This is a genomic window from Rossellomorea sp. NS-SX7 (assembly GCF_052828565.1).
Window position 1 is genome coordinate 1,256,495 of sequence record NZ_CM128249.1, and the last position, 23,481, is coordinate 1,279,975.

Below are 23,481 nucleotides of genomic sequence, written 5' to 3' on the forward strand. Positions count from 1 at the left end.
CATTCATAAAAATGAGGGGTTTTACATGATTTCATTAAGTAGTAAGGAATTTTTAGAAACGAATATTAAAGATTTTATCATCCCATCAGAGAAGGTCGCTCACGTACAGATGGGAAATTCACTTGAACATGCTTTGCTGTTATTAACAAAAAGCGGATATTCTTCCATACCGGTACTTGATTCTGCGTTTCGGTTTCAAGGGCTGATCAGCTCATCCCTGATAACAGAAGCCGTATTGGGACTGGAGCGGTTTGAATTTGAAAAGCTTGAATCGATGAAAGTGGAGGAAGTCATGACCAAGGATTTCCCGACAATTTCACTCGAGGCGGATTTCAAGAAAGTAATCGAACTTTTGATTGATCATCCTTTCTTATGTGTAGTTTCTGCCGATGAATACTTTGAAGGGATCATGACCAGAAGAGTAATGTTGAAGCAGCTTCGACGAAACATATATAATTCTTAATTCTCATGAAAATAATCATTCACTATTAGCTTTTATCACGTATTGAATACTATAGGGAATTCATATTGAGGAATTCCCCCGTAGAAGAAGGAGGATGGCATTCTATGTCATCCTCTTTCAGTGAAATCAGATTTAAGGAGATAATAATGAGCAGTTTGGGGAAGCAAGGTTTAAAGAAGACAAAAAAACCTTATGTATTAATAGCCGTGATGCTTGCTATGTTTATGGGAGCAATAGAAGCGACGATTGTATCAACGGCGATGCCTGCGATTGTAGGGGACTTAGGAGGATTCTCGCTGTATAGCTGGGTATTTTCAGCCTATTTATTGATGAATGCCGTCACTGTTCTGATTTATGGGAAGTTATCTGATCTGTTTGGGAGGAAGCCGATCATTACAATCGGAATCGTCATTTTCCTGATAGGATCCATCCTTTGCGGATTTTCACAATCAATGACCCAGCTTATCTTATTCAGATTCATCCAGGGCTTTGGAGCAGGTGCGGTTCTCCCAATGGCGACGACGATCGTAGGGGACATATATACAAAAGAAGAACGAGCCAAAATTCAAGGGTATCTATCCAGTGTTTGGGGGATTTCGGCAATCAGTGGACCGCTTATCGGGGGTATTCTTGTTGAATATGTGAGCTGGCGTTATGTTTTCTGGGTGAACATTCCCCTGGGGCTGCTTGCAATAGCAGGACTTTGGCTATTCTTACATGAGAATATTGAAAAGAAAAAACCAAGCATTGATTACGGGGGAGCTCTATTACTTGTAATAACCGTTTCTTCCTTGATGATTGTGTTAGTAGAAGGAGGCGTCCGCCTCCCGTGGGACTCCTGGCAGACAATGTTTCTCATCAGTCTGACAGCCGCGGGGCTTGCTGCGTTTATCTATCATGAGGTGAAGACGGAGCAGCCTATGATGCCGTTCGACTTATGGAAGGTCCGCTCCATTTTAGTGGCGAATGCCGTTTCACTTACTGCGGGAATTATGCTGATCGGGATCTCAAGCTTTCTCCCTGCTTTTGTACAGGGAGTCATGGAAAGAAGCGCGACAGTTGCAGGATTTACACTTACGGCCATGTCGATCGGATGGCCGATATCCGCCACGATCGCCGGCAGGCTGTTATTAAAAGCCGGCTATTTCCTCACTTCCCTGATCGGTGGGATTTCTTTAATGGTGGGAGCAGCTTTCTTTGTATTTATGCAGCCTTCCTTTGGACCATTATGGGCAGCGGGTGGTTCCTTCTTTATCGGAGTCGGGATGGGATTATCCTCTACAGCGTTTATCGTTTCCATTCAATCCAACGTTGAATGGAAGGTAAGGGGGGTAGCGACTGCTGCCAATATGTTTATGAGAAATCTTGGAACCACGATCGGTGCCGCGCTTCTTGGAGGAATCCTCAACAGCAGATTGAAGGATTATCTGCAAAGATCAGAAGCAGACAATGAATTCTCCATTGATGAAGTCAATGCTTTATTAAGTGAGTCAGAAAGGGCGAGTCTGTCACCAGGGCTACTTCAGACCCTTCAGGATGGATTAACATCCTCGCTTCATACGGTTTATCTGGTAGTGTTCATTTTTGCCGCCTTAAGTTTTATGGGGATATTGTTTCTGCCCAAGGATAAAGGGTTAAAGGAGTAGGCGCAATCCTACTTGTAAAATTAAAACGAAAGTAATGACATTCAATAATATACCTGCTTGTTTAATGGAAACCTTGGCAGCTATCCTGACAGACACCTGAGCCCCAATCAGCGCTCCCAAGGCAAACGGGATCGCGGTCATCCAGTCGACATGGCCATTGCTCAGATACACAGAGAAAGCGGCGAGGCAGCTGACAAAGGTTTGAAATCTTGTCAACGCAACGGTCTTTAAATAACTCAGACCGTGCATCAGATGTGTGTACATGAGGAGCGTCGCCTGGCCGGGTCCGAATAAACCGTCATACGTGCTGATCAAGGCAAGTTTTCCAGCAGGGAGCTTGTAATCCCCATTTGTTCTTTCAGGCTGGATTCCTTTTATTAAGCTTAAGAGAAGAGCCAGTATTAAAAAGAAAAAAGCCAGCCATTCGAGGACTGCAGGACTGATTTTATCAGCAAGAAACGCACCGAGTATGCCTCCTGTCAACGCGATCGGGACGATGGGGAGACATTCCTTAAAGGTCACTTTTCGATCTTTGAGCAAATAAATAAAGCTTGAAGATGAACTGATGATATTTGAGAATTTAGCAGCAGCTATACTTGTATGAACAGGGATGCCGAGGAGAAGCATCACCGGCATTCCAATCAACCCGCCGCTTCCTGCCAGAGTACCCACAAACGCGACAATCATCCCTGTAATAAACAATAGGACTTCCATTTTCATTCACCTCGCTGATTGTTGATACTTCCAGTGTATTCAAAATGATCTGATAATGAAATATTATTTATTTTAAGATATAATATAAGAAAAACTTATGAGGGTGCGTTTATGGCTTTTACTGAATATCAGTTATTACAAGTATTGGCTCAAGAAATGAATATGCGGAAAGCGGCTGAAAGGCTATTTGTATCACAGCCGGCATTGTCACAACGGCTGCAAAACATAGAAAAAGAATGGGGTACCAAACTCTTTCTGCGTTCACAAAAGGGACTGTCTTTGACACCGGCAGGAGAGCTTGTCGTCAAATTGGCTGATGAAATGCTCAGTAGGCAAGAGATGGTAAAAGAACAGATCCAGGCATTGGAAAATGAAGTTCATGGAACTTTAAAGATTGCATGTGCTTCAATTGTGGGACAGAATTGGCTCCCAAAAGTGCTGAAGCGTTTTGTCGACACCTACCCCCACGCCAAAATATCTCTTATGACCGGGTGGAGCAGTGAAATCCTGAAAGCCATCTATGAAGATGAAGTCCATATCGGGATCATCCGCGGTACACCGGATTGGAAAGGTCCTAAACACCATTTATTCCAAGATACATTGTATCTAGTCGACCGTGAAATTCAGTCGATTGAAGAAGTGTTGAAAACAGACAGGCCGTTCATTCAATTCAAAAGTGACTCGAATTATTATCAGGAAATTCAGGAATGGTGGCACCGGCAATTCCAAACCACTCCTAAACGTACAATCGTCGTTGACCAAATCGAGACGTGCAAACAAATGACACTGAATGGAATCGGCTATGCCATCCTGCCGGCAATCACCCTTAATGGAATGGAAGAAAATATTTATAAGCTTCCTTTAATCGATGAACATGACACACTCATCCATCGTGATACTTGGCTGCTTGGGTACGAGTCTGCCTTTCAACTCAGGCAAGTCGATGCTTTTGTAGAGGTTGTAAAAGAATTCCTTGATGGAAATTCTGGATAATCAGGATTTTTGGGTTGTCTTCCACCCTTTAATTTGATAAAGTAATTCAAGAAAGAATCTGAATTTATACATAATTTTGGAGGGGAACTGCATGAAAATGATGGATGCGAACGAGATTATCTCTTTTATTCAAAATAGTACAAAATCAACACCTGTAAAGGTTTATGTAAAAGGAAAACTGGAAGGGATCGACTTTGGTCCTTCTTCACAAACATTCATTGAAGGGAATACAGGGGTGGTTTTCGGAGAGTGGAACGAACTTTCAAAAGTACTGGAAGAGAACAGCGGGAATATAGAAGACTATGTTCTGGAAAATGACCGCAGAAACTCTGCGATTCCTCTATTGGATCTGAAAGGTGTGAAGGCCCGCATCGAACCAGGCGCAATCATCAGGGATCAGGTGGAAATCGGTGAAAACTGCGTCATCATGATGGGTTCTGTCATTAATATCGGATCAGTCGTAGGTGCAGGCACAATGATCGATATGAACGTGGTGCTCGGCGGACGTGCAACTGTAGGGAAGAACTGTCATATTGGTGCAGGAGCTGTGCTTGCAGGTGTCATCGAGCCTCCTTCCGCAAAACCGGTCATCATCGAGGACGATGTCGTGATTGGTGCAAACGCTGTGGTATTGGAAGGCGTCACAGTTGGAACAGGTTCTGTTGTTGCAGCAGGGGCGGTAGTCGTAGATGACGTACCTCCATACACGGTAGTGGCAGGTACACCTGCGAAGAAACTTAAAGACATCGATGAAAAAACAAAATCCAAAACCGAAATCAAGCAGGAACTTCGCCAGCTGTAATATATCGGTGGTGAACAATCAGCTTTGAAAAAATAGCGTTTTTAAATAACAATCTTATGAAAGAACGGACGGAAAGAAAACCTTTCGTCTGTTCTTTTTGTATATGAGATAGAGAGAAAGGCAGGGTGTGGCAGTATGCCTGTAACAGATTTCAAAACAATCAGAAGAGACCTTCACAAAATTCCTGAACTGGGATTTCAGGAATATAAGACGCAAAAGTATTTGATGGATTACATCTCAAGTCTTCCGTCACATAGATATGAAATGAAAGCATGGAATACCGGTCTGTTTGTAAAAGTAAAAGGCACAAATCCTTCGAGAATCATCGGTTACCGTGCGGATATTGACGGTTTGCCTATAAGTGAAGAGACAGGGTTGGAGTTCCATTCCGATCATGGTGGGCGCATGCATGCCTGCGGTCATGACTTTCATATGTCGATTGCATTGGGGATATTGACCAATTTTATAGAGCAGCCGATTGAAGATGACCTGTTGTTTATCTTTCAGCCTGCAGAGGAAGGCCCTGGCGGAGCAAAGCCTATGCTTGAAAGTGATGAAATGAAGGAATGGATGCCAGATGCCGTATTCGCACTGCATATAGCCCCTGAATATGAGGTGGGGACGGTAGCGATAAAAGAAGGTCTTCTGTTTGCCAATACATCCGAGCTGTTTATCAAGTTCAAAGGGAAAGGCGGCCATGCCGCATACCCCCATCAAACAAAAGATATGATTGTAGCTGCATCCTACTTTGTGACTCAGCTTCAGTCCATTGTTTCCAGGAATGTGGATCCACTCGACAGCGCAGTCATCACGATTGGCAAGATGGAAAGCGGTACGGTTCAAAATATCATCGCCGAGACCGCGACCTTGGAAGGAACGATCCGCACACTCTCTCCCCAATCGATGGAGAGTGTAAAATCGCGCCTTGAAGCTCTGATCAATGGGATGATAATCAGTTACGACTGTGACATTGAAGTTGATTATGGCAGTATGTATCAACAAGTATACAACGATCCGGAATGGACGAAAGACTTCATTTCATTTGTAGAGAAATCTGAGGATCGTCACCTTGTTATATGCAAAGAAGCCATGACAGGAGAAGATTTTGGTTATATGCTGGAGAAGATACCCGGATTCATGTTTTGGCTGGGAGTGGATTCCCCTTATGGGCTTCATCATTCTAAATTGAACCCACAGGAAGAAGCAATCGATTTTGCTATAGCTCTTATTACTGAGTACTTTGAAACTTTGAAATAATTAACATGATAAAAGGGTCGGCTCCATCAATTTGGAGCCGACCCTTTTTCACTTTATTTATTTATCTTTCTTCTCAATATAAACTTGATGAGGGAAAGGAATTTCAATCCCGTTTTGGTCAAGGGCTTCTTTTAAGGCTTTACGAAGCTTTCTTTCCACTCCCCACTGTTCCATATTCTTTGTCTTGCCGATAATGCGAAGGACCACGTCAGAAGCACCAAGCGTCTGAACCCCGATGACATTGGGACCGTCAACAATGTTGTCGTCTTCCTGAGCAATCTGGTCGCAGACCTGTTGGAGCACAACAATAGCTTTATCGATATCATCATCATAAGAAATTCCGATATCTACAAGCGCACGCATATTTCCTCTAGAATGATTACTTACAGAGGTGATTTCCCTATTCGGGACATAATGGAGTGTACCGTCAAATCCGCGTATATGAGTAGTGCGGAGCCCGACCTCTTCCACGATACCTGAGAAATTCCCGGTGGAAACATAGTCGCCGACATCCACTTGTTTTTCTAATAGAATGAAAAAGCCTGTCACAACATCACTGACAAGTCCCTGAGCACCGAATCCGACAGCGAGACCAACGATGCCGGCACCAGCCAGGATAGCTGTTACCTGAATCCCGAAAATTTGCAAAATCGTTACAAAAAAGATGAAAATCAGGATATAACCAACTATATTCTTACTAAGGCTTTGTAGCGTCTGAGCCCTGCCGGGAGAAACATCATTTCTTTTGCTATACTTATCAAAAATTCTTTCGAGCACTTTGTTAGCTGCCCCTTTTACTACTATAAAGGCAATCCAGATCGCAAGAATCTGTAAAGCACCGATCCCGATGGTGACAAGTAACCCGCCCCAATTGAAATTGGCAATCTTATCGCCTAATACATTAAGTCCAACTATGTAATCCAAGTACAACATCCTTTCTAATAAAATAATGAACCTTTATAGTATATACATTGCAGTAAGGGTTATGTCAAAGGAGAAATCTGAAAATGCATATTGTTTTATTCCCCAGTTGAGAAATGATAAACTTTAATGGAGTGAAATCGTTTAACCTTTCTCTTTTAAATTGAGTAAATTTCTATTTTATAGGGAATAACAAATAAGGGATTGAATTTGTAGATTATAATGATTATAATTTTAAATTAATTATAATCTAACATTGACTGAAAAAAATGAATGCCTTATAATGAAAATTGTGAGTCAGGAAGGACAGGCACTAGCCGAAGTCTTTCTCAACACTATATAAATAACTCATTGGAGGGATTTTCACATGGCAGAACGCATGGTAGGCAAACAAGCTCCACGTTTTGAAATGGACGCTGTAATGCCAAACAAAGAATTTGGTAAGGTTTCACTTGAAGAAAATATGAAAAACGACAAATGGACAGTATTATTCTTCTATCCAATGGATTTTACATTCGTGTGTCCTACTGAAATTACAGCAATGTCAGACCGTTACGATGAGTTCGAAGATTTAGATGCAGAAGTTATCGGTGTTTCCACCGACACGATCCATACACACTTAGCCTGGATCAACACTGACCGTAAAGACAACGGACTCGGTGAGTTAAGATACCCGCTTGCAGCGGACACGAACCACAGTGTATCCAAGGAATACGGAGTATTAATCGAAGATGAGGGTATAGCTCTTCGCGGATTATACATCATCAACCCTGAGGGCGAGCTTCAATATCAGGTAGTATTCCACAACAACATCGGCCGTGACGTTGAAGAAACACTGCGTGTTCTTCAAGCGCTTCAAACTGGCGGACTTTGCCCAGCCAACTGGAAGCCAGGTCAAAAAACTTTATAAAAAACCCAAATAAATAAGGCCTAACCGTTAGTTAGGCCTTTTTCCTATCCTGGAGTAACTCTTTTCAATAAAAAATAAACATTACTGGAGGTTTAATCATGAAACTTCGTGAACCAATGCCTGAACTTAACGGTGCGACTGAGTGGTTAAATGGTGAAGTGACCAAGCAAGATCTTATCGGGGATAAACCGACACTTATCCATTTCTGGTCAGTCAGCTGCCATCTTTGTAAGGAGGCAATGCCCCAAGTCAATGAATTCCGTGATAAATACAGTAACAAGCTGAATGTAATGGCTGTTCATATGCCTCGTTCCGAAGATGATTTGAATTTGGAAGATATTAAAAAGGTTGCAGCTGAACATGACATTACACAGCCTATTTTTGTGGACAGTGAGCACAAACTGACAGATGCTTTCGAAAATCAATATGTACCAGCGTATTATGTATTCGATAAAGACGGAAACCTTCGTCACTTCCAAGCGGGAGGAAGTGGTATGAAAATGCTTGAAAAACGTGTAAACAGAGTACTTGGCGAGATGGAACAAAGCGAATAATCCTGCAAATTATCCAGAATGGATCGGTCCTATGACCGATCTTTTTTTAATTGTTTCTTATTAATATAGGGATAAATAGAAAAAATAAAAAACAATTCACAAAAAAGTAAAAAATTCTAAAAAAAGGGTAGATAAATATTTCGAAACCCGATATATTTAATAATACGTCGTTTTTACGCACCCAGGGAAGGGAGAGGAATTATGGAAACATTCAAAAAGTTAAAAGCCTATTATTGGCCCTATAAGAAATACTTTTTCATCTCAATGTTTTTCCTGTTGTTTGTAACAGGTATCACAGTGGTGTACCCGATCATCCTTCAGAAAACCATTGATGATGTGATATTGCAAGGTAATTACCAATGGATTCCATATCTTGCATTTGGTTTTGTCGGCATCATGATACTAAAAGGAATCACCACATTCGTTCAGCAGTATTGCGGTGATCTATTTGGAATCACTTCGGTTTACAGGTTGAGAAATGAACTGTATGAAAAACTTCAATTCCTGCCATTCAGCTATTATGACAATGCCAAGACAGGAGACTTAATGTCACGTTTGACAGCCGATGTAGAAGCATTCCGCTTTTTCTTATCATTCGGTTTCACTGAACTTTTACGTTTCTTCCTATTAATCACCGTCAGCTTCGGAGTCATGTTTTATTATTCTCCTTCTCTGACATTCGTGACACTCGCAACTCTGCCATTTCTGGCTATTACCGTCTATAAATTCGATAAAGCAGTACATCCTGCGTTCAGGGGGATCCGTAAATCGTTCGGTAAATTGAATACGAACGTCCAGGAGAATATTAGCGGTATCAATACGGTCAAATCACTTTCACGAGAAGATTTCCAAATCAATAAATTCAACACATCAAATGGGGATTATAAAGATAAGTATCTTTTCACATCCGACATATGGGCTAAGTATTTTCCGTTAATGGAGTTCCTCGGAAACGCCAGTGTCGTTACGCTCCTTGCGTATGGCGGCTACCTGGTGATGAACGGGAATCTTCAGCCTGGTGAACTAGTCGCATTTTACAGCCTGGTTTGGTATATCATCTGGCCGATCATGAACCTTGGATTCACCATCAATTTATTCTCTCAATCAAAAGCTTCGGGAGAACGATTGTTGGAAATCCTTGAAGTGGATGAAAAAATCAAGGATCATGATGCAGTCGTAGACGTTGACCGGATGAATGGTGAAGTAAAATTCGATCACGTATCGTTAAACTACACAGCACACGATGAAGCTGCCCTGGAAGGTATATCCTTTAAAGCACAAAGCGGAAAAATCATCGGACTGATCGGCAGTACGGGATCAGGGAAAACGAGCATAACTCAATTATTGACACGCTTTTATGAACCAACTCAAGGAGAAATCCTTATTGACGGGAAAGCATTAAGTGATTATTCACTAAAATCCCTCCGAAAAAATATCGGGGTTGTTCTTCAAGAATCCTTCCTGTTCTCTTCTACGATCAAAGCCAACATTTGTTACGGGCGCCCTGAAGCAACGATGGAAGAGATTATCGAAGCAGCAAAGATGGCGCAGGCACATGACTTCATCACCGAGCTTCCTGACGGATATGATACAAAGCTGGGAGAGAGGGGACTTGGTCTTTCAGGCGGCCAGAAGCAGCGTATTGCAATCGCCCGCGCGCTATGCACCGATCCATCAATCTTGATCCTGGACGATGCAACAAGTGCGGTGGATATGGAAACTGAATTCAGGATTCAAAAAGCGCTGAAAAATGTCATGTCTGATCGCACGACCTTTATCATCGCGCATCGCATTTCTTCATTGAAACATGCGGATGAAATTCTGGTGATGGAAAACGGAAAAATTGTAGAGCGGGGTGTCCATAACTTCCTTCTCAAAAATAATGGACCGTATCAGCGCATTTACGACATTCAATACAAAGATCAAAAAAAGATACTTCAAGCCCAAGGAAGGTAGGTGAGGGGAATGAGTAAAAAATCCAAAGTAAATAAGAATGTCTTAAGCAGGTTTCATTATTCAACCGATCAGGTAATCGACAAGCCTTTTAACTGGGAACAGCTTTGGCGCTTACTAACCTATTTAAAGCCATACTCAAAGAAACTGCTCCCCCTTTCAATTGTTACCGTCCTGATCACAACCGCAATACGGTTGATCATCCCTATCCTAATAGGGGTATATACATTAGATAAAGCGATACGACAGAAGGATGGATCGCTCCTTTTCACATTAGTGGGCATCATCGCAGGACTCTATGTCATTAATTACGTTGCGAATGTTCTCCGGATACGCTGGATGAACGAGCTGGGGCAAGGAGTCATTTATGACTTGCGGAAGCATCTGTTCAGTCATGTTCAGTGGCTCTCGCATCGCTTCTTCGACCAGCGCTCGGCAGGCTCGATCCTCGTTCGCATCATGAACGACATCAACTCCCTTCAGGAACTATTCACGAATGGAGTCATCAACCTGCTGATGGACATCATCCTGCTTGCCGGGATCATTGTCATCTTATTCACACTCAGTCCGGAACTGACATTGGCCGTCATGGTCATTTTGCCAATCATGTTCTTTATTTCCACCAGCCTGAGAAAAAATATCCGCAGGTCCTGGCAGGATGTCCGGATAAAACAGGCAAAACTCAATTCTCATTTGAATGAGAGTATCCAAGGGATCCGCGTCACTCAATCATTCACCCAGGAGAAAGAAAACATGGCTTTCTTCGATGGCGTAAACACTGAAACGTTCGACAGCTGGAAAACAGCGACCAAGAAAAATGCGATGTTCAGACCGATGGTTGAATTGACAAATGCTGTAGGGACAGCCGTATTGATCTGGTATGGGGCGCACCTTATCCAAGGTGGATCGCTTGAACTCGGGGAATTCGTTTCATTCGCCTTCTACCTGGGGATGTTCTGGGAACCGATTTCAAGACTTGGCCAGGTTTACAATCAGCTTCTGATCGGTATGGCATCATCCGAGCGCATCTTTGAATTCCTTGATGAAGAGCCGATTGTGAATGAAAAGAAGGATGCGATCGAGTTGTCTGATATCAAAGGAAGAATTCAATTTGAAAATGTGGAATTCTCCTACGATGATAAGAGAAAAGCGCTTAATAACATCAATCTGGAAATGAAGGAAGGGCAGACCGTAGCATTGGTCGGCCACACAGGCTCCGGTAAAACAACCATCGCTAACTTGATCAGCCGCTTCTACGATCCCACTAAGGGAGAAGTGAAGATTGACGGGGTCAATTTACGTGATGTGACAGTATCCAGCTTGCGAAGCCAAATCAGCATCGTGCTGCAGGATACATTCATTTTCTCAGGAACCATCAAGGATAACATTCGTTTCGGACGGCCGGATGCTTCGGATGAAGAAGTCCGCGCGGCTGCCGAAGCAATTGGGGCCAACGAATTCATCGAGAAGCTTTCGGACGGCTACGACACCGAAGTTGAAGAAAGAGGAAACGTGTTATCCGTCGGGGAAAGGCAGCTCTTGTCCTTTGCCCGCGCACTGCTCGCCAACCCGCGCATCATCATTTTAGATGAAGCCACAGCATCCATCGACACAGAAACCGAAGTCAAGATTCAAAACGCCTTGAAAAAACTGCTGGCCGGACGCACAGCGATCATCATTGCACACCGGCTCTCGACCATTCGTGAATCTGACAACATCTTTGTGCTCGAACACGGGAAGATCAAAGAATCCGGCAATCATGATGAACTCATGGACCAGGAAGGCGATTATTATGAATTGGTAAAGTCGCAGTTTAAGATGTTGGAGGCAATGTGAGGATTGATAGTTTGGAAGGACCCTGCACTTGGTGTGCGGGGTTTTTGTTTTTGGAAGGGGATACGGCGATGCTGGGACGATGGCTTTCTTTGGGAGAGGGGCGGAGGGGGGTGGTGAAATTGAAGAATTGTCGGTAAGTGATAAGTTTTTGTTGATAAATTTGGAAAAACGTTGATATAAAATTTTTTTCGTTGATAACTCACTAAAAACGTTGATAAACCTAAAATTTTCGTAGATAACGCCCGGCCCATCGTTTCAAACACTCGTTAAAATATAAGATTCTATTTTAGAACTGGAGATTTTATAATTTGGCCGCCTTAATCAGGCGGATTTTTAACTTTAATAACATGAATGAAAACATTTCTGAAAAAATAAAGGGTTTTATCTGGTAAATGTAGAATGGAAAACAAGTGAAAAATAATAAAAGTAATCGAAGGAGTGAAAAATTGATACTGAGAGAAAGACCCGTCCCCGAAATAATCAAATATAATGAAGCTTCTTTAAAAAGAACACCACCCCTTTCCGATTATCGCCCCAAAATTGAGGAATCCCTTTTAAAAGCATGGGCTGGCTACCATGGTGAATGTAAAGTAGATCGATTGTTAAGCATAATCGACAACAAGGAGATTTATATCATTAATGATCTGTGTCTAAAAGCAGGCAGCACCTATATTCAAATTGATACATTAATTCTCACGAAATATTTAGCTCTGATTCTCGAAATCAAGAATATATCTGGCCATGTTGAATTTTCCCAGGAGTTTGGTCAAATACAGAGAACGCTAAATGGTGAGATAACGGCTTTTCCAAGTCCGATAGCACAGTGTGAAAAATACAGGATTCATTTGATAAACTGGTTAAAGAAGATGAAGCTTCCTGAAATGCCGATAGAGTATTTAGTAGTTTTTACGAATTCTTCATCGCTTCTGACAGCTTCTCCGTTAGACACTGTAGTACTTGAAAAAGTGTTAAGGATTGAAAATTTGCTCCCGAAAATACATCACTTGTTAAAGTTCTTCGATACTCCCCATCTTGAAGACAAAGAATTGAAACGCATTTCAAAAATGCTTCTGAAAGAGCATACACCATTCCCCTTAAAAAAATTCCAGATAGATTTTGTGAAAGGAATACAGTGTACCCGATGTGAAGAGTTTTCTATGATCAGAAAACAGGCTTCCTGGTTTTGTGTAAAATGCAGTTCATTTGATAAAAAAGCTCATGTCCAGGCAATAAATGATTATTTTCTGCTTATGGGTCCCATTATTACAAATCATCAAGCCAGGGAATTCCTGAATATATCATCGGCCCGCCTCGCTCATTATTTACTACAATCCATGTCTTTGGTTCAATTCGGCACAGGGAAGGGGACGACATATTCTTCACCAGAGTAATTTTCCATCTCATTGTTGGGCAAGGGTCCCCCAAAACAAATCCCTTGCCCCAACCCACCCCAACCATATAAACTATACCCAAACAAAACTTTGTGAAAAATGTCACAAAACATTCATGTTCAACACATCACAAACTTCACGAAAGGTTTTATAATAGCCATTAAGTGATAAATAGTAAGTATTAGGATTAACTGGTAGGGGGATTCATGAAATGGTATTAGATAGTGTGATATTAAGTAGAATGCTGACATCCACGACCCTTGCGTTTCATATTATTTTTGCGACGATTGGTGTGGGTGTCCCAATCATGATATCGATTGCTGAGTTTGTGGGGATTAAGCGTAACGATCCTCATTATATTTTATTGGCGAGACGATGGGCGAGAGGGTTTACGATTACCGTGGCCGTGGGGGTTGTTACGGGTACAGCGATCGGGCTGCAGCTGTCCATGTTATGGCCGGCTTTCATGCAGGTGGCCGGGCAGGTAATCGCGCTGCCTTTGTTTATGGAAACATTTGCGTTTTTCTTTGAGGCTATCTTTCTCGGAATTTACTTATATACGTGGGACCGCTTCAAAAATAAGTGGATTCATTGGCTGTTGACGATTCCGGTCATGATCGGGTCTTCGGCTTCAGCTTTGTTCATCACGACAGTGAATGCATTCATGAATACGCCGCAGGGATTTGAGCTCAGCGATGGAAAAGCCATTAATATCGATCCGATTGCAGCCATGCTGAACCCTGCAACACCAACAAAGGTGTTTCATGTATTGACGACAGCATATTTGACTTCGGCTTTAATACTGGCAGGTATTACGGCTTTCGCGATTTTAAAGAAAAAGGGAAGCGAGTATCATCGGAAAGCTCTTCGTCTATCGATGATATCAGCGCTTATTTTTGCGTTTGCGACAGCACTGGCAGGGGATTTATCTGCCAAGTTCCTGGCTGAGTACCAGCCTGAAAAGCTGGCTGCAGCAGAGTGGCATTTTGAAACGGAGAAAAACGCCGATCTGATTCTGTTCGGCACGCTGGATGAAAATAATGAGGTTCATAATGAAATTAGGCTTCCAGGTTTTCTGAGCTTTTTAGCCGGAAGTTCATTCGATCATGAAGTAATTGGATTGAATGAGACACCTGAGGATGAGAGACCTCCATTGTGGATTCATTATTTATTCGATCTGATGGTAATGATCGGATTTTACAGTATCTTCATTTCTGGTTTGTTCATTCTTTTCTGGAAATGGAAGAAATGGAATGAATGGAACAAGCCCCTGCTGTGGGGGATCGTGGCAAGTGGCCCGCTGGCTATGCTGGCAATCGAATTCGGCTGGATCTATGCAGAGGTAGGCCGCCAGCCATGGATTCTGAGAGGATATATGAAGGTTGCGGATGCAGCCACAAAAGCCGATGGTGTCGGCTTGACGTTTGTGATGTTTGTTGCGTTATACGTTCTGCTTGGGATCTTATGTGTGGTCGTGTTAATCAAGATGTTCAAGAACAAACCGGCAGAAGCTGAGCTGGAGCAGCGTTTTCCTAAACGTACTGAATAACTCCGACAGCCCCTTTCATTAACAGAAGGGGCTGATTGCTCTAACGCAAGCTTTAATGAGGGAGGAATGGCTATGAGTTTGGAAATAGTGGGGATTACGGTGTTATGGATCTTCCTTTATGGTTATCTTATTGTGGCTTCCATTGATTTTGGAGCAGGTTTCTTTGCTTTTTATGGAAGATTGAAAAATAAGGAGCATACGTTGAATGTGCTAATCAGCCGCTACTTATCCCCTGTATGGGAAGTGACGAATGTTTTCTTTGTTTTCTTTTTTGTTGGCCTTGTCGGTTTTTTTCCGGATGCAGCCTATTATTATGGGACTGCTTTGCTGATACCGGGGAGTATTGCCATCATACTGCTTGCTATCCGGGGAAGCTTTTATGCATTCAATAATTACGGTTCAAAGGAAAATATCGTCTATCTTTTCCTTTACGGAGCGACAGGGTTACTGATTCCGGCATCTTTATCAACAGCTCTGACGATTTCTGAAGGTGGATTTCTTGAAGTGACAGACGGGAATGTTATATTTCTGGCGGGTGAATTGTTTACAAGCCCTTACTCCTGGAGTGTGGTAGTTTTGTCTATTGTTTCTGTGTTGTTTATCAGTGCAGCCTTTTTGACGTATTACGCGGATAGGGCAGGGGACATGGACTCAAGGGAAGTGCTGAGGAAGTTTTCATTGTTTTGGAGCCCTCCTACCATATTAGCGAGTTTTTTGGTGTTTGTCGGACTCAGGGAGCATAATCAGGAACATTTTATGAATGCCCTTGATATCTGGTGGATGTTCGGGCTTTCGTTGGCGAGCTTTTTGGCGGCATCCTTCCTGATTTACAGACGAAAGAAATTCGGCACGGCATTTGTGCTGGTCATGCTCCAGTTCTTCTTTGCATTCTTCGGGTACGGCGCGTCCCATTTACCTTATATCTTGAAGCCGTACATTACGATTGAATCCAGTGTAACCAATCCGACAATGGGTATGGCCCTCGTGATTGCATTTGTTGCAGGTCTTTTGCTCCTGATACCGTCTTTGATCTTACTTATGAGATTGTTTTTATTTGATGCAGACTATGTAAAAGGGAAAAAGTGAGCCGTTAATAAAATGTAAAACCCGCCTATTTGTTGAACATTATACTTTGATCCGGAGGAAAGAGGGAAATCATGTGCCCCTTCATGATTTTCCTCTTTTTTATCATACAAAATCGATATCGTGATACACTTCATGCTAAAATATAGGTAGGAATGTTACTGGAAAATCTGGGGGAATTTATTATGAAAAAAGAATTTGTAGTAATAGGATTGGGCCGATTTGGCGGAAGCATCGTCCGTTCTCTGACCGACCAGGGAATGGAAGTGATGGCCATTGATCAGGATGAAGATAAAGTCAATGAATTCTCATCGATTGCATCTCATGCTGTCATGGCGGATTCGACGGATGAATCCGTTTTGAAAAGCCTGGGGATTCGAAACTTTGATCACGTGATCGTTGCGATCGGGGATGATATTCAAGCAAGCGTATTGACCACTCTCATGTTAAAAGAAATTGGTGTGAAAAAGATTACTGTAAAAGCACAGAACGATTATCATGAAAAAGTCCTTAGAAAAATCGGGGCTAATCAGGTCGTTCATCCAGAGCGGGACATGGGGAGAAGGATCGCTCATAATATCATATCGAATAATGTACTGGATTACCTTGAACTTTCGGATGAGCACTCCATCGTGGAGATTGTCGCAAATGAACATTTGGCTGGTAATACGCTGATCGATCTCGATATCCGGGCCAAGTATGGAATCAATATTGTAGCCATTAAACGTCAGCGGGACATTATTGTTTCACCTCAGGCCGACGAACAAATCAGAGTGGGGGATATCTTGATTGTCATTGGTGCCGATACAGATATCAACCGATTTGAGAAGAAGGTTTTTTCCCTATAGCACATAAGAAAGGCTCAGAGTTAAACTCTGAGCCTTTTTATCATACTTCCATGATGATTGGTAAAATCATTGGACGTCTTTTTGTTTTTTCATATAAGAATGGAGCCAATGTATCGGTGATTTCATTTTTGATTTCAGACCACTGTGATGTTCTTCTTTCAAGGACTTTGTTTAAATGCTTGGCGATTAGGTTCTGTGCTTCATTGATGAGATCACCTGATTCACGCATATAAACGAATCCTCTTGAAATTAAGTCCGGGCCAGAAGCGATCTTGAATTCTTTCATATCGATGCTTACGACAACGATGACAAGTCCTTCTTCAGAAAGGATGCGGCGGTCGCGCAATACAATGTTTCCGATATCTCCAATTCCGCTACCATCAATGTAGACATTTCCGGAAGGGATTTTCCCTGCAACCTGGGCAGAATCACTGCTTAAAGCCAGAACCTCACCATTATCCATGATAAAGCAATTGCCTTCTTGCACTCCGCAATCAACGCCGAGCTGAGCATGCATCTTCTGCATACGGAATTCACCGTGAATCGGCATGAAGAACGTTGGATTCATCAAGCGCAGCATCAGTTTCATTTCTTCCTGTCCGCCGTGACCAGAAGTATGAATATCGTTCAATGGACCGTGGATGACTTCAGCACCTGCACGATACAGCAGGTTGATCGTGCGGTTAACACTGATCGTGTTCCCTGGAATAGGGGAAGAAGAGAATACAACAGTATCTCCAGGCTGAATTTGAATCTGACGGTGAGTACCATTCGCTATTCTTGATAACGCCGCCATTGGTTCACCTTGTGAACCGGTACAAAGGATGACGACTTCATTAGCAGGAAGGCGGTTAATCTGTCCATGGTCGATAAACGTATCTTTAGGGGCAGTAATATAACCTAACTCCTGACCGATTGTGATGGCTGCTTCCATGCTGCGTCCGAAAACTGCAACTTTACGGTTATGATAAACAGCTGATTCTACTACTTGCTGCAGACGGTGAATGTTTGAAGCAAAGGTTGCAAAGATGACACGACCATCTACTTTACGGAAAACATCATTGATGCTTTCACCAACTTTGCGTTCAGACATCGTGAAGTTAGGGACTTCAGCATTTGTACTGTCAGAAAGCAGGCAGAGAACTCCTTCCTTACCGATTTCAGCCATTTTGGCAAGGTTCGCGGGCTCGCCGACTGGTGTGAAATCGAATTTGAAGTCTCCAGTGTGAACGACATTTCCAGGTGGTGTCTTAACCACGATTCCATAAGAATCAGGAATACTGTGTGTCGTTCTGAAGAATGTCACAGATGTTTTGCGGAACTTGATCACATCATCTTCTTTAATGACGTTCAGCTTGGCATTTCTTAATAAACCATGTTCCTCTAGTTTATTTTTTATGAGGCCAAGAGCAAGCTTGCCTCCATAAATAGGAATGTTCAGCTCACGAAGCAAGTATGGAATTCCGCCGATATGGTCTTCGTGACCATGAGTGACGAATAGACCTTTAATTTTATCTGCATTTTTTACAAGGTATGTGTAATCCGGGATTACATAGTCGATACCGAGCAATTCATCTTCTGGGAATTTAATTCCCGCATCGATCAAAATGATCTCGTCTTGAAATTGTACGCCGTATGTGTTCTTTCCGATTTCACCTAAACCGCCAAGGGCAAATACTGCGGTTTGGTCATTCTTTACAAATTTCATCTGATTACTTCTCCAGCTCGAAAGAATGGTGGTTTTGTTCATACTCTAAAAAAGCGCCCTCTAGCTTCTGTACGAATTCAATGTTATAAGGTTGGTCTTTAAGTTTTAGGCGTACTTCCCTTTCAGACTCTGCTTCCATGTAAAGTGAATTTGTGCATTCGCGAACAGGCACTTCAGCTTTACTTTCTTGATAAAATACTTTGAAAATCATGTTTTTTCTCTCTCCTTATCCGTTTTCAAAAAATCTAACTTTCATCTATGATAAAAAAGTTATCAACTATGTCGAGCAGGTAAGCGTTAACCTACCTTTCATAAAAGGATCATGCCCTATTTAAAAGGGAAAGCCCCTTAAATCTTCTATTAATAAACAATAATAAAATGTAATCTACCATGATAATATTGATTATGTATGTTTTGATTATAAAGGATTCCCGGCAGTAAATAAAGTTTTACGAGGAACTCCCTATAAAATTGATTATATAAATAAGAGAGGGACCGAAACCATAGGAGACGAAAAAATGCTCGCTAATGGCCTCAGTCCCTAAACGTATAACATTCTTTTTTGTCTGCAAGAAACTAGTGTTAAAGGGAGTCAGTCTAAGCAATTGTTTTTCTTTTGAGAATATCTTTCCACTGTTTTAAAAGCTTCTTTCTTAGCTTCTTTAACATATGGCTCACTCCTTATCATTAGTTTACCGAGAATGTCCACTGAAGTAAAGGTGCAATCATGCTAACGTCTCTATTGTCTTACTTATAGTGTACGGAATTTATTGATTCTCTTACATGGATAAGTATGGTAATCGATGTTGTTTGACAATTAATATTGAAAGGTTTACGTTATAAAACGAATCAATCAGATAATTTTTAAAGGAAAGAAAAAGGAGATTAGCGATGAAAAAAATAGTTTTCTTTGATATAGATGGAACTCTACTGGATCATGATAAAAAATTACCCCATGCAACAAAAGAAGCAATTAAAACATTGCAGGCAAACGGGACGTATGTTGCGATTGCGACAGGCAGAGCCCCTTTTATGTATGAAGGATTAAGAGAAGAACTGGGCATTGATTCATTTGTCTCTTTCAACGGGCAATATGTCGTCTTTGAAAACCAGGTCATCTATACGAATCCGCTTAACGTTGAAAAGCTTGAGGAACTGCTGGAAGACAGTCATAGAAACGCACACCCTGTCGTGCATCTGAATCATGAAACGATGAAGGCAAACCATAAGCACCATCGTTATATTGAAGAAAGCATGGGTAGTCTGAAGTTTCCTCATCCGGGATATTCTCCGGACTTCTATAAAGATCGCGATATTTATCAGTCGCTATTATTCTGCCCAGCAGAAGAAGAAGGTTTCTATAGAGATAAATACAAGGAGTTCACTTTTATCCGCTGGCATCAATTTTCGATGGATATCCTCCCCGGAGGCGGTTCGAAAGCGGAAGGGATCAAGAAGATGATTGATCGCTTGGGATTTGAAATGAAGGATGTGTATGCATTTGGAGATGGCCTTAATGATATTGAAATGCTCCAATCAGTAGGAACAGGAGTTGCGATGGGCAACGCTGTTACGGAAGTGCAGAAACATGCCGACATGATTACAAAACCGGTCGATGAGGACGGGATCTACTGCGGGTTAAAAGAACTTCAATTAATTTAAGGCTTAAAAAGTCAAAAGGACGCATTCACTTCATGTGAATGCGTCCTTTTATTTAGCAACGTTCGTTTTGACTATCTATCAATGGCAAGGGCACCTGGGATAGGTTCGAAAGGACTTTCCTCGTTAATATGATCGTAAAACATGATACCGTTCAAATGATCGATTTCATGCTGGAATACGATAGCCGGAAGTCCTTTCAGCCTGAGTTTGACTTCTTCCCCGTCTATATTCCATCCCTTGACCGTTACTCTTCTGTAGCGTGGAACAAATCCGGGAACCTGACGATCAACGGAAAGGCACCCTTCCCCGGAAGTCAGATAAGCTTTCTCAACTGAATGACTGATAATCTTAGGGTTGAATAATGCATGGCTGTAGAGTGTACCTTTCTCATCTACAACGTTAACAGCAAGCATTTTCTTGGAAATATTGATTTGAGGGGCTGCCAGGCCGATTCCTGGTCTGAGCCCATATTTGCTTGCAACCTCAGGGTCCTGGCTGTTTACTACATATTCAAGTAAACTCTCTAATATTTCCTTATCCTCGGTCGATGGAGGCAGGGGTACTTCTTCTGCCACTTTGCGAAGGGTAGGGTGGCCTTCGCGGATGATGTCTTTCATCGTAATCATGAATCTTCCTCCTTACAACAATCAGCGGCGCTGTATATTCAGACAGTGTTCATTCTATATAAGAATATATATGTATTGACTCTTAATAAGATATACCAATATGCATAAAATAAGTCTAGCATTTTCTTATCAAAAAGTTAACAGTGCCGTGTTTTATTAATGGAGGAATACTTTATGGTCCTTGTACATAGTTATGGATATAGGATAAAAGTCTAATCGACAAAATTTTCCACAGTTGTAAATCCCTATTGTCAAATGATGTAGACGGAGATATAGTAGAAGATGTTATATAGTTAAGGGGGATCTAGTTGTGTCGAAATTTCGTTTTGCTTTCGTTTTAGGTGCAGCCATTTTTATTCTCATGGGATGTATAGGAGGCGCTTCGCCCCAGGAGAATATATATGATGTTCTGGAAGAAACAGTAGCTAAGGAAGATCAGTATGTTGAGGTACAGAAACCTCTCCAGGGTTTAGAGAAGAAAGAAAAAGAAATCTATGGCGAAATCATGAACCTTGGAATGAAAGAATTCGATAAAATTGTAAAACTATCTGATGACGCTCTTAAAAATATTTCTGAGCGGACAGAATATATTGAGAAAGAACGTAAAGCTATGAAGGAAGCAAAAGAAACGTTTTCTGATTTGGATGGATTTATTTCAGAGTTGGAAGATGACAAACTCAAAAGTGAAGCTGGAAAATTGGAAATGACAATGAAAGAACGATATAAGCTTCATGAAGAATTGACCGATTCATACTTACATGCACTGTCTCAGGATAAAAAACTATATGAATTATTCAAAAAGAAAGAATTGACGATGGAAGAACTAGAAAAACAAATTACTTCCATTAATGACGCATATGATAAAACAATTAAGCTGAACGAGGAATATAACACAAAAACGGAACAATTCAACAAACTTAAACAAGGCTTTTATTCAACTGCAGGTATAGAGGTTGAAGAAAAAGAATAAAAAGATAAGGAAGAAAGGCTAGGGACAACTGATCTCAAGCCTTTCTTTTTTTGTGCTCTAAAACGGCCATCTTATCACCCCTATCCAAGTTTCTGTCCTTACTCTATAACAGATCGTAAAATAGGGGTGGTTTATATATAACAGGTGCTCAGGTTTAACTAATACAGTTTTTTCTAAATGGATTTTGATATGATATAGACTTTTAGAAGTATATTGAAATTATAATACTTTGTCGTTGACGAGATGTTTTTTAATATTGTAAACTATGAAAGGTAGTTAAAGTTGTATTAGTGAAAGTATGATACAGACTAATACAGATAACCTATTATGCAAATATGGGTTTTCTTTCTTATTATTTGTGGAAAACTATCTATAATGTGATTCGCAAGTATTGTGGTAGGTCATACTGAATTTGGGTATTCTAAACTTTGTATGTAAAAAACCAAAATAAATGTATACAGAAAGGATAGGTGACTTCGATGGCTTCTAAATCAAAGAAGGCACAATTCGATGCAGTGAAAACGCTCGAACAGATTGAAGACAAGTTTGAAATGTTTCAAATTTTAAACGAAGAAGGCGAAGTAGTAAACGAAGACGCAATGCCGGAAATTTCCGATGAGGATCTTCAGGAATTAATGCGCCGCATGGTTTACACTCGTATTCTTGATCAAAGATCAATTTCCCTGAATCGTCAAGGACGTTTAGGTTTCTACGCACCAACAGCAGGACAGGAAGCTTCACAGATTGCTTCTCACTTTGCACTTGAGAAAGAGGACTGGATTCTTCCAGGATACCGTGATGTACCACAAATCGTATGGCATGGTCTTCCACTATACCAGGCATTCTTATTCTCACGTGGACACTTCAAAGGCAACCAGCCTCCTGAAGGCGTAAATGTATTATCTCCACAAATCATCATCGGAGCTCAATACATTCAGACTGCAGGTGTTGCATTGGGTCTTAAGAAGCGCGGAAAGAAAGCAGTTGCTATCACTTATACAGGTGACGGCGGATCTTCACAAGGTGACTTCTATGAAGGAATCAACTTCGCAGGTTCTTATGCTGCTCCGGCAATTTTCGTTGTCCAAAACAACCAGTTCGCGATTTCTACACCTCGTGACAAGCAGACTGCAGGTAAAACAATTGCTCAAAAAGCTGTTGCTGCAGGAATCCCTGGTATCCTAGTGGATGGAATGGATCCATTGGCTGTTTATGTTGCTACGCGTGAAGCAAGAGAGCGTGCAGTGAACGGTGAAGGACCTTCCCTGATTGAAACAATGTGCTACCGTTATGGTCCGCATACAATGGCTGGGGATGACCCTACCCGTTACCGTACTTCTGAAATGGACACTGAATGGGAAAAGAAAGACCCATTGGTACGCTTCCGTAAGTTCCTTGAAGGAAAAGGGCTATGGAGCGAAGAGAAAGAAAACGAAGTCATTGAAGAAGCAAAAGAAGATATCAAACAAGCGATTAAGAAAGCTGATGGAGAGCCAAAACAAAAAGTTACTGATTTCATCAATAACATGTTTGAAGAGCTTCCATATAACTTAAAAGAGCAATTAGACATTTACACAGAAAAGGAGTCGAAATAA

General features: G+C 41.6%; 21 protein-coding genes. 16 read left to right on the forward strand and 5 right to left on the reverse strand.

All coding sequences use genetic code 11. The features are described 5' to 3' along the window. Positions 1 to 25: 25 nt before the first annotated feature. Together cbpB and ACUXV2_RS06150 are read left to right on the forward strand one after the other, a co-directional pair. On the forward strand, positions 26 to 463 hold the full coding sequence (gene cbpB / locus ACUXV2_RS06145) for a cyclic-di-AMP-binding protein CbpB (protein WP_446246159.1): 438 nt from the start codon (positions 26 to 28) through the stop codon (positions 461 to 463). Between the two features lie 146 nt (positions 464 to 609). After that, complete coding sequence (locus ACUXV2_RS06150) at positions 610 to 2,109, forward strand: MDR family MFS transporter (protein ID WP_446246160.1); 1,500 nt, start codon at positions 610 to 612, stop codon at positions 2,107 to 2,109. Here the strand turns inward: ACUXV2_RS06150 and ACUXV2_RS06155 are convergent. Beyond that, positions 2,098 to 2,823, reverse strand: a complete 726-nt coding sequence (locus tag ACUXV2_RS06155) for a sulfite exporter TauE/SafE family protein (RefSeq protein WP_446246161.1) — start codon at positions 2,821 to 2,823, stop codon at positions 2,098 to 2,100. The genes ACUXV2_RS06150 and ACUXV2_RS06155 overlap by 12 nt on opposite strands. 111 nt (positions 2,824 to 2,934) lie before the next feature. Here ACUXV2_RS06155 and ACUXV2_RS06160 point away from each other — a divergent pair, with 111 nt between their 5' ends. The 3 genes from ACUXV2_RS06160 (at position 2,935) to ACUXV2_RS06170 (ending at position 5,875) form a co-directional block, all read left to right on the forward strand. Continuing rightward, entirely contained in the window at positions 2,935 to 3,816 is an 882-nt protein-coding gene (locus ACUXV2_RS06160; protein WP_446246162.1) for a LysR family transcriptional regulator, read from the forward strand. Between the two features lie 91 nt (positions 3,817 to 3,907). Then, positions 3,908 to 4,618 carry a 2,3,4,5-tetrahydropyridine-2,6-dicarboxylate N-acetyltransferase gene (gene dapD, locus ACUXV2_RS06165; protein WP_446246163.1) on the forward strand — a complete coding sequence of 237 codons (711 nt, stop codon included), beginning with the start codon at positions 3,908 to 3,910 and terminating at the stop codon, positions 4,616 to 4,618. Positions 4,619 to 4,753: 135 nt separating this feature from the next. Continuing rightward, the gene (locus ACUXV2_RS06170; protein WP_446246164.1) at positions 4,754 to 5,875 is read left to right on the forward strand and encodes an N-acetyldiaminopimelate deacetylase; all 1,122 of its coding nucleotides are present in this window, start codon (positions 4,754 to 4,756) and stop codon (positions 5,873 to 5,875) included. A gap of 57 nt (positions 5,876 to 5,932) precedes the next feature. On the opposite strand, the gene ACUXV2_RS06175 is transcribed toward ACUXV2_RS06170, so the two are convergent. Continuing rightward, positions 5,933 to 6,808, reverse strand: coding sequence for a mechanosensitive ion channel family protein (locus ACUXV2_RS06175; protein ID WP_446246165.1), 876 nt, complete (start codon positions 6,806 to 6,808; stop codon positions 5,933 to 5,935). A 355-nt stretch (positions 6,809 to 7,163) separates the two neighbouring features. Here ACUXV2_RS06175 and ACUXV2_RS06180 point away from each other — a divergent pair, with 355 nt between their 5' ends. The 8 genes from ACUXV2_RS06180 to ACUXV2_RS06215 all read left to right on the forward strand — a co-directional run bounded on the left by ACUXV2_RS06180 (position 7,164) and on the right by ACUXV2_RS06215 (position 16,920). Further along, on the forward strand, positions 7,164 to 7,706 hold the full coding sequence (locus ACUXV2_RS06180) for a peroxiredoxin (RefSeq protein ID WP_446246166.1): 543 nt from the start codon (positions 7,164 to 7,166) through the stop codon (positions 7,704 to 7,706). A 98-nt stretch (positions 7,707 to 7,804) separates the two neighbouring features. After that, positions 7,805 to 8,260 (forward strand): TlpA family protein disulfide reductase, encoded by a 456-nt coding sequence (locus ACUXV2_RS06185; protein ID WP_446246167.1) that lies wholly within the window; start codon positions 7,805 to 7,807, stop codon positions 8,258 to 8,260. A gap of 201 nt (positions 8,261 to 8,461) precedes the next feature. Beyond that, positions 8,462 to 10,216, forward strand: a complete 1,755-nt coding sequence (locus ACUXV2_RS06190; protein ID WP_446246168.1) for an ABC transporter ATP-binding protein — start codon at positions 8,462 to 8,464, stop codon at positions 10,214 to 10,216. A gap of 9 nt (positions 10,217 to 10,225) precedes the next feature. Then, complete coding sequence (locus ACUXV2_RS06195; protein WP_446246169.1) at positions 10,226 to 12,049, forward strand: ABC transporter ATP-binding protein; 1,824 nt, start codon at positions 10,226 to 10,228, stop codon at positions 12,047 to 12,049. Positions 12,050 to 12,495: 446 nt separating this feature from the next. Then, complete coding sequence (locus ACUXV2_RS06200; RefSeq protein ID WP_446246170.1) at positions 12,496 to 13,440, forward strand: nuclease-related domain-containing protein; 945 nt, start codon at positions 12,496 to 12,498, stop codon at positions 13,438 to 13,440. Positions 13,441 to 13,651: 211 nt separating this feature from the next. Further along, positions 13,652 to 14,989 carry a cytochrome ubiquinol oxidase subunit I gene (locus tag ACUXV2_RS06205; RefSeq protein ID WP_446246171.1) on the forward strand — a complete coding sequence of 446 codons (1,338 nt, stop codon included), beginning with the start codon at positions 13,652 to 13,654 and terminating at the stop codon, positions 14,987 to 14,989. Positions 14,990 to 15,061: 72 nt separating this feature from the next. Continuing rightward, the gene (locus ACUXV2_RS06210; protein WP_446246172.1) at positions 15,062 to 16,075 is read left to right on the forward strand and encodes a cytochrome d ubiquinol oxidase subunit II; all 1,014 of its coding nucleotides are present in this window, start codon (positions 15,062 to 15,064) and stop codon (positions 16,073 to 16,075) included. A 182-nt stretch (positions 16,076 to 16,257) separates the two neighbouring features. After that, a complete protein-coding gene (locus ACUXV2_RS06215) occupies positions 16,258 to 16,920 on the forward strand; it encodes a potassium channel family protein (protein WP_446246173.1) in 663 nt (220 codons plus the stop codon). A gap of 40 nt (positions 16,921 to 16,960) precedes the next feature. On the opposite strand, the gene rnjA is transcribed toward ACUXV2_RS06215, so the two are convergent. Then, entirely contained in the window at positions 16,961 to 18,628 is a 1,668-nt protein-coding gene (gene rnjA, locus ACUXV2_RS06220) for a ribonuclease J1 (RefSeq protein WP_446246174.1), read from the reverse strand. A 4-nt stretch (positions 18,629 to 18,632) separates the two neighbouring features. Then, positions 18,633 to 18,839 carry a DNA-dependent RNA polymerase subunit epsilon gene (locus tag ACUXV2_RS06225; protein ID WP_446246175.1) on the reverse strand — a complete coding sequence of 69 codons (207 nt, stop codon included), beginning with the start codon at positions 18,837 to 18,839 and terminating at the stop codon, positions 18,633 to 18,635. Between the two features lie 680 nt (positions 18,840 to 19,519). Here ACUXV2_RS06225 and ACUXV2_RS06230 point away from each other — a divergent pair. Next, complete coding sequence (locus tag ACUXV2_RS06230; protein WP_446246176.1) at positions 19,520 to 20,290, forward strand: Cof-type HAD-IIB family hydrolase; 771 nt, start codon at positions 19,520 to 19,522, stop codon at positions 20,288 to 20,290. A 71-nt stretch (positions 20,291 to 20,361) separates the two neighbouring features. Here ACUXV2_RS06230 and def read toward each other — a convergent pair whose 3' ends face one another. After that, positions 20,362 to 20,916, reverse strand: a complete 555-nt coding sequence (def, locus tag ACUXV2_RS06235) for a peptide deformylase (protein WP_446246177.1) — start codon at positions 20,914 to 20,916, stop codon at positions 20,362 to 20,364. A 310-nt stretch (positions 20,917 to 21,226) separates the two neighbouring features. On the opposite strand from def, the gene ACUXV2_RS06240 reads away from it, so the two are divergent. Continuing rightward, the gene (locus tag ACUXV2_RS06240; protein WP_446246178.1) at positions 21,227 to 21,886 is read left to right on the forward strand and encodes a YkyA family protein; all 660 of its coding nucleotides are present in this window, start codon (positions 21,227 to 21,229) and stop codon (positions 21,884 to 21,886) included. 479 nt (positions 21,887 to 22,365) lie between these two features. Beyond that, a complete protein-coding gene (gene pdhA / locus ACUXV2_RS06245) occupies positions 22,366 to 23,481 on the forward strand; it encodes a pyruvate dehydrogenase (acetyl-transferring) E1 component subunit alpha (RefSeq protein WP_446246179.1) in 1,116 nt (371 codons plus the stop codon).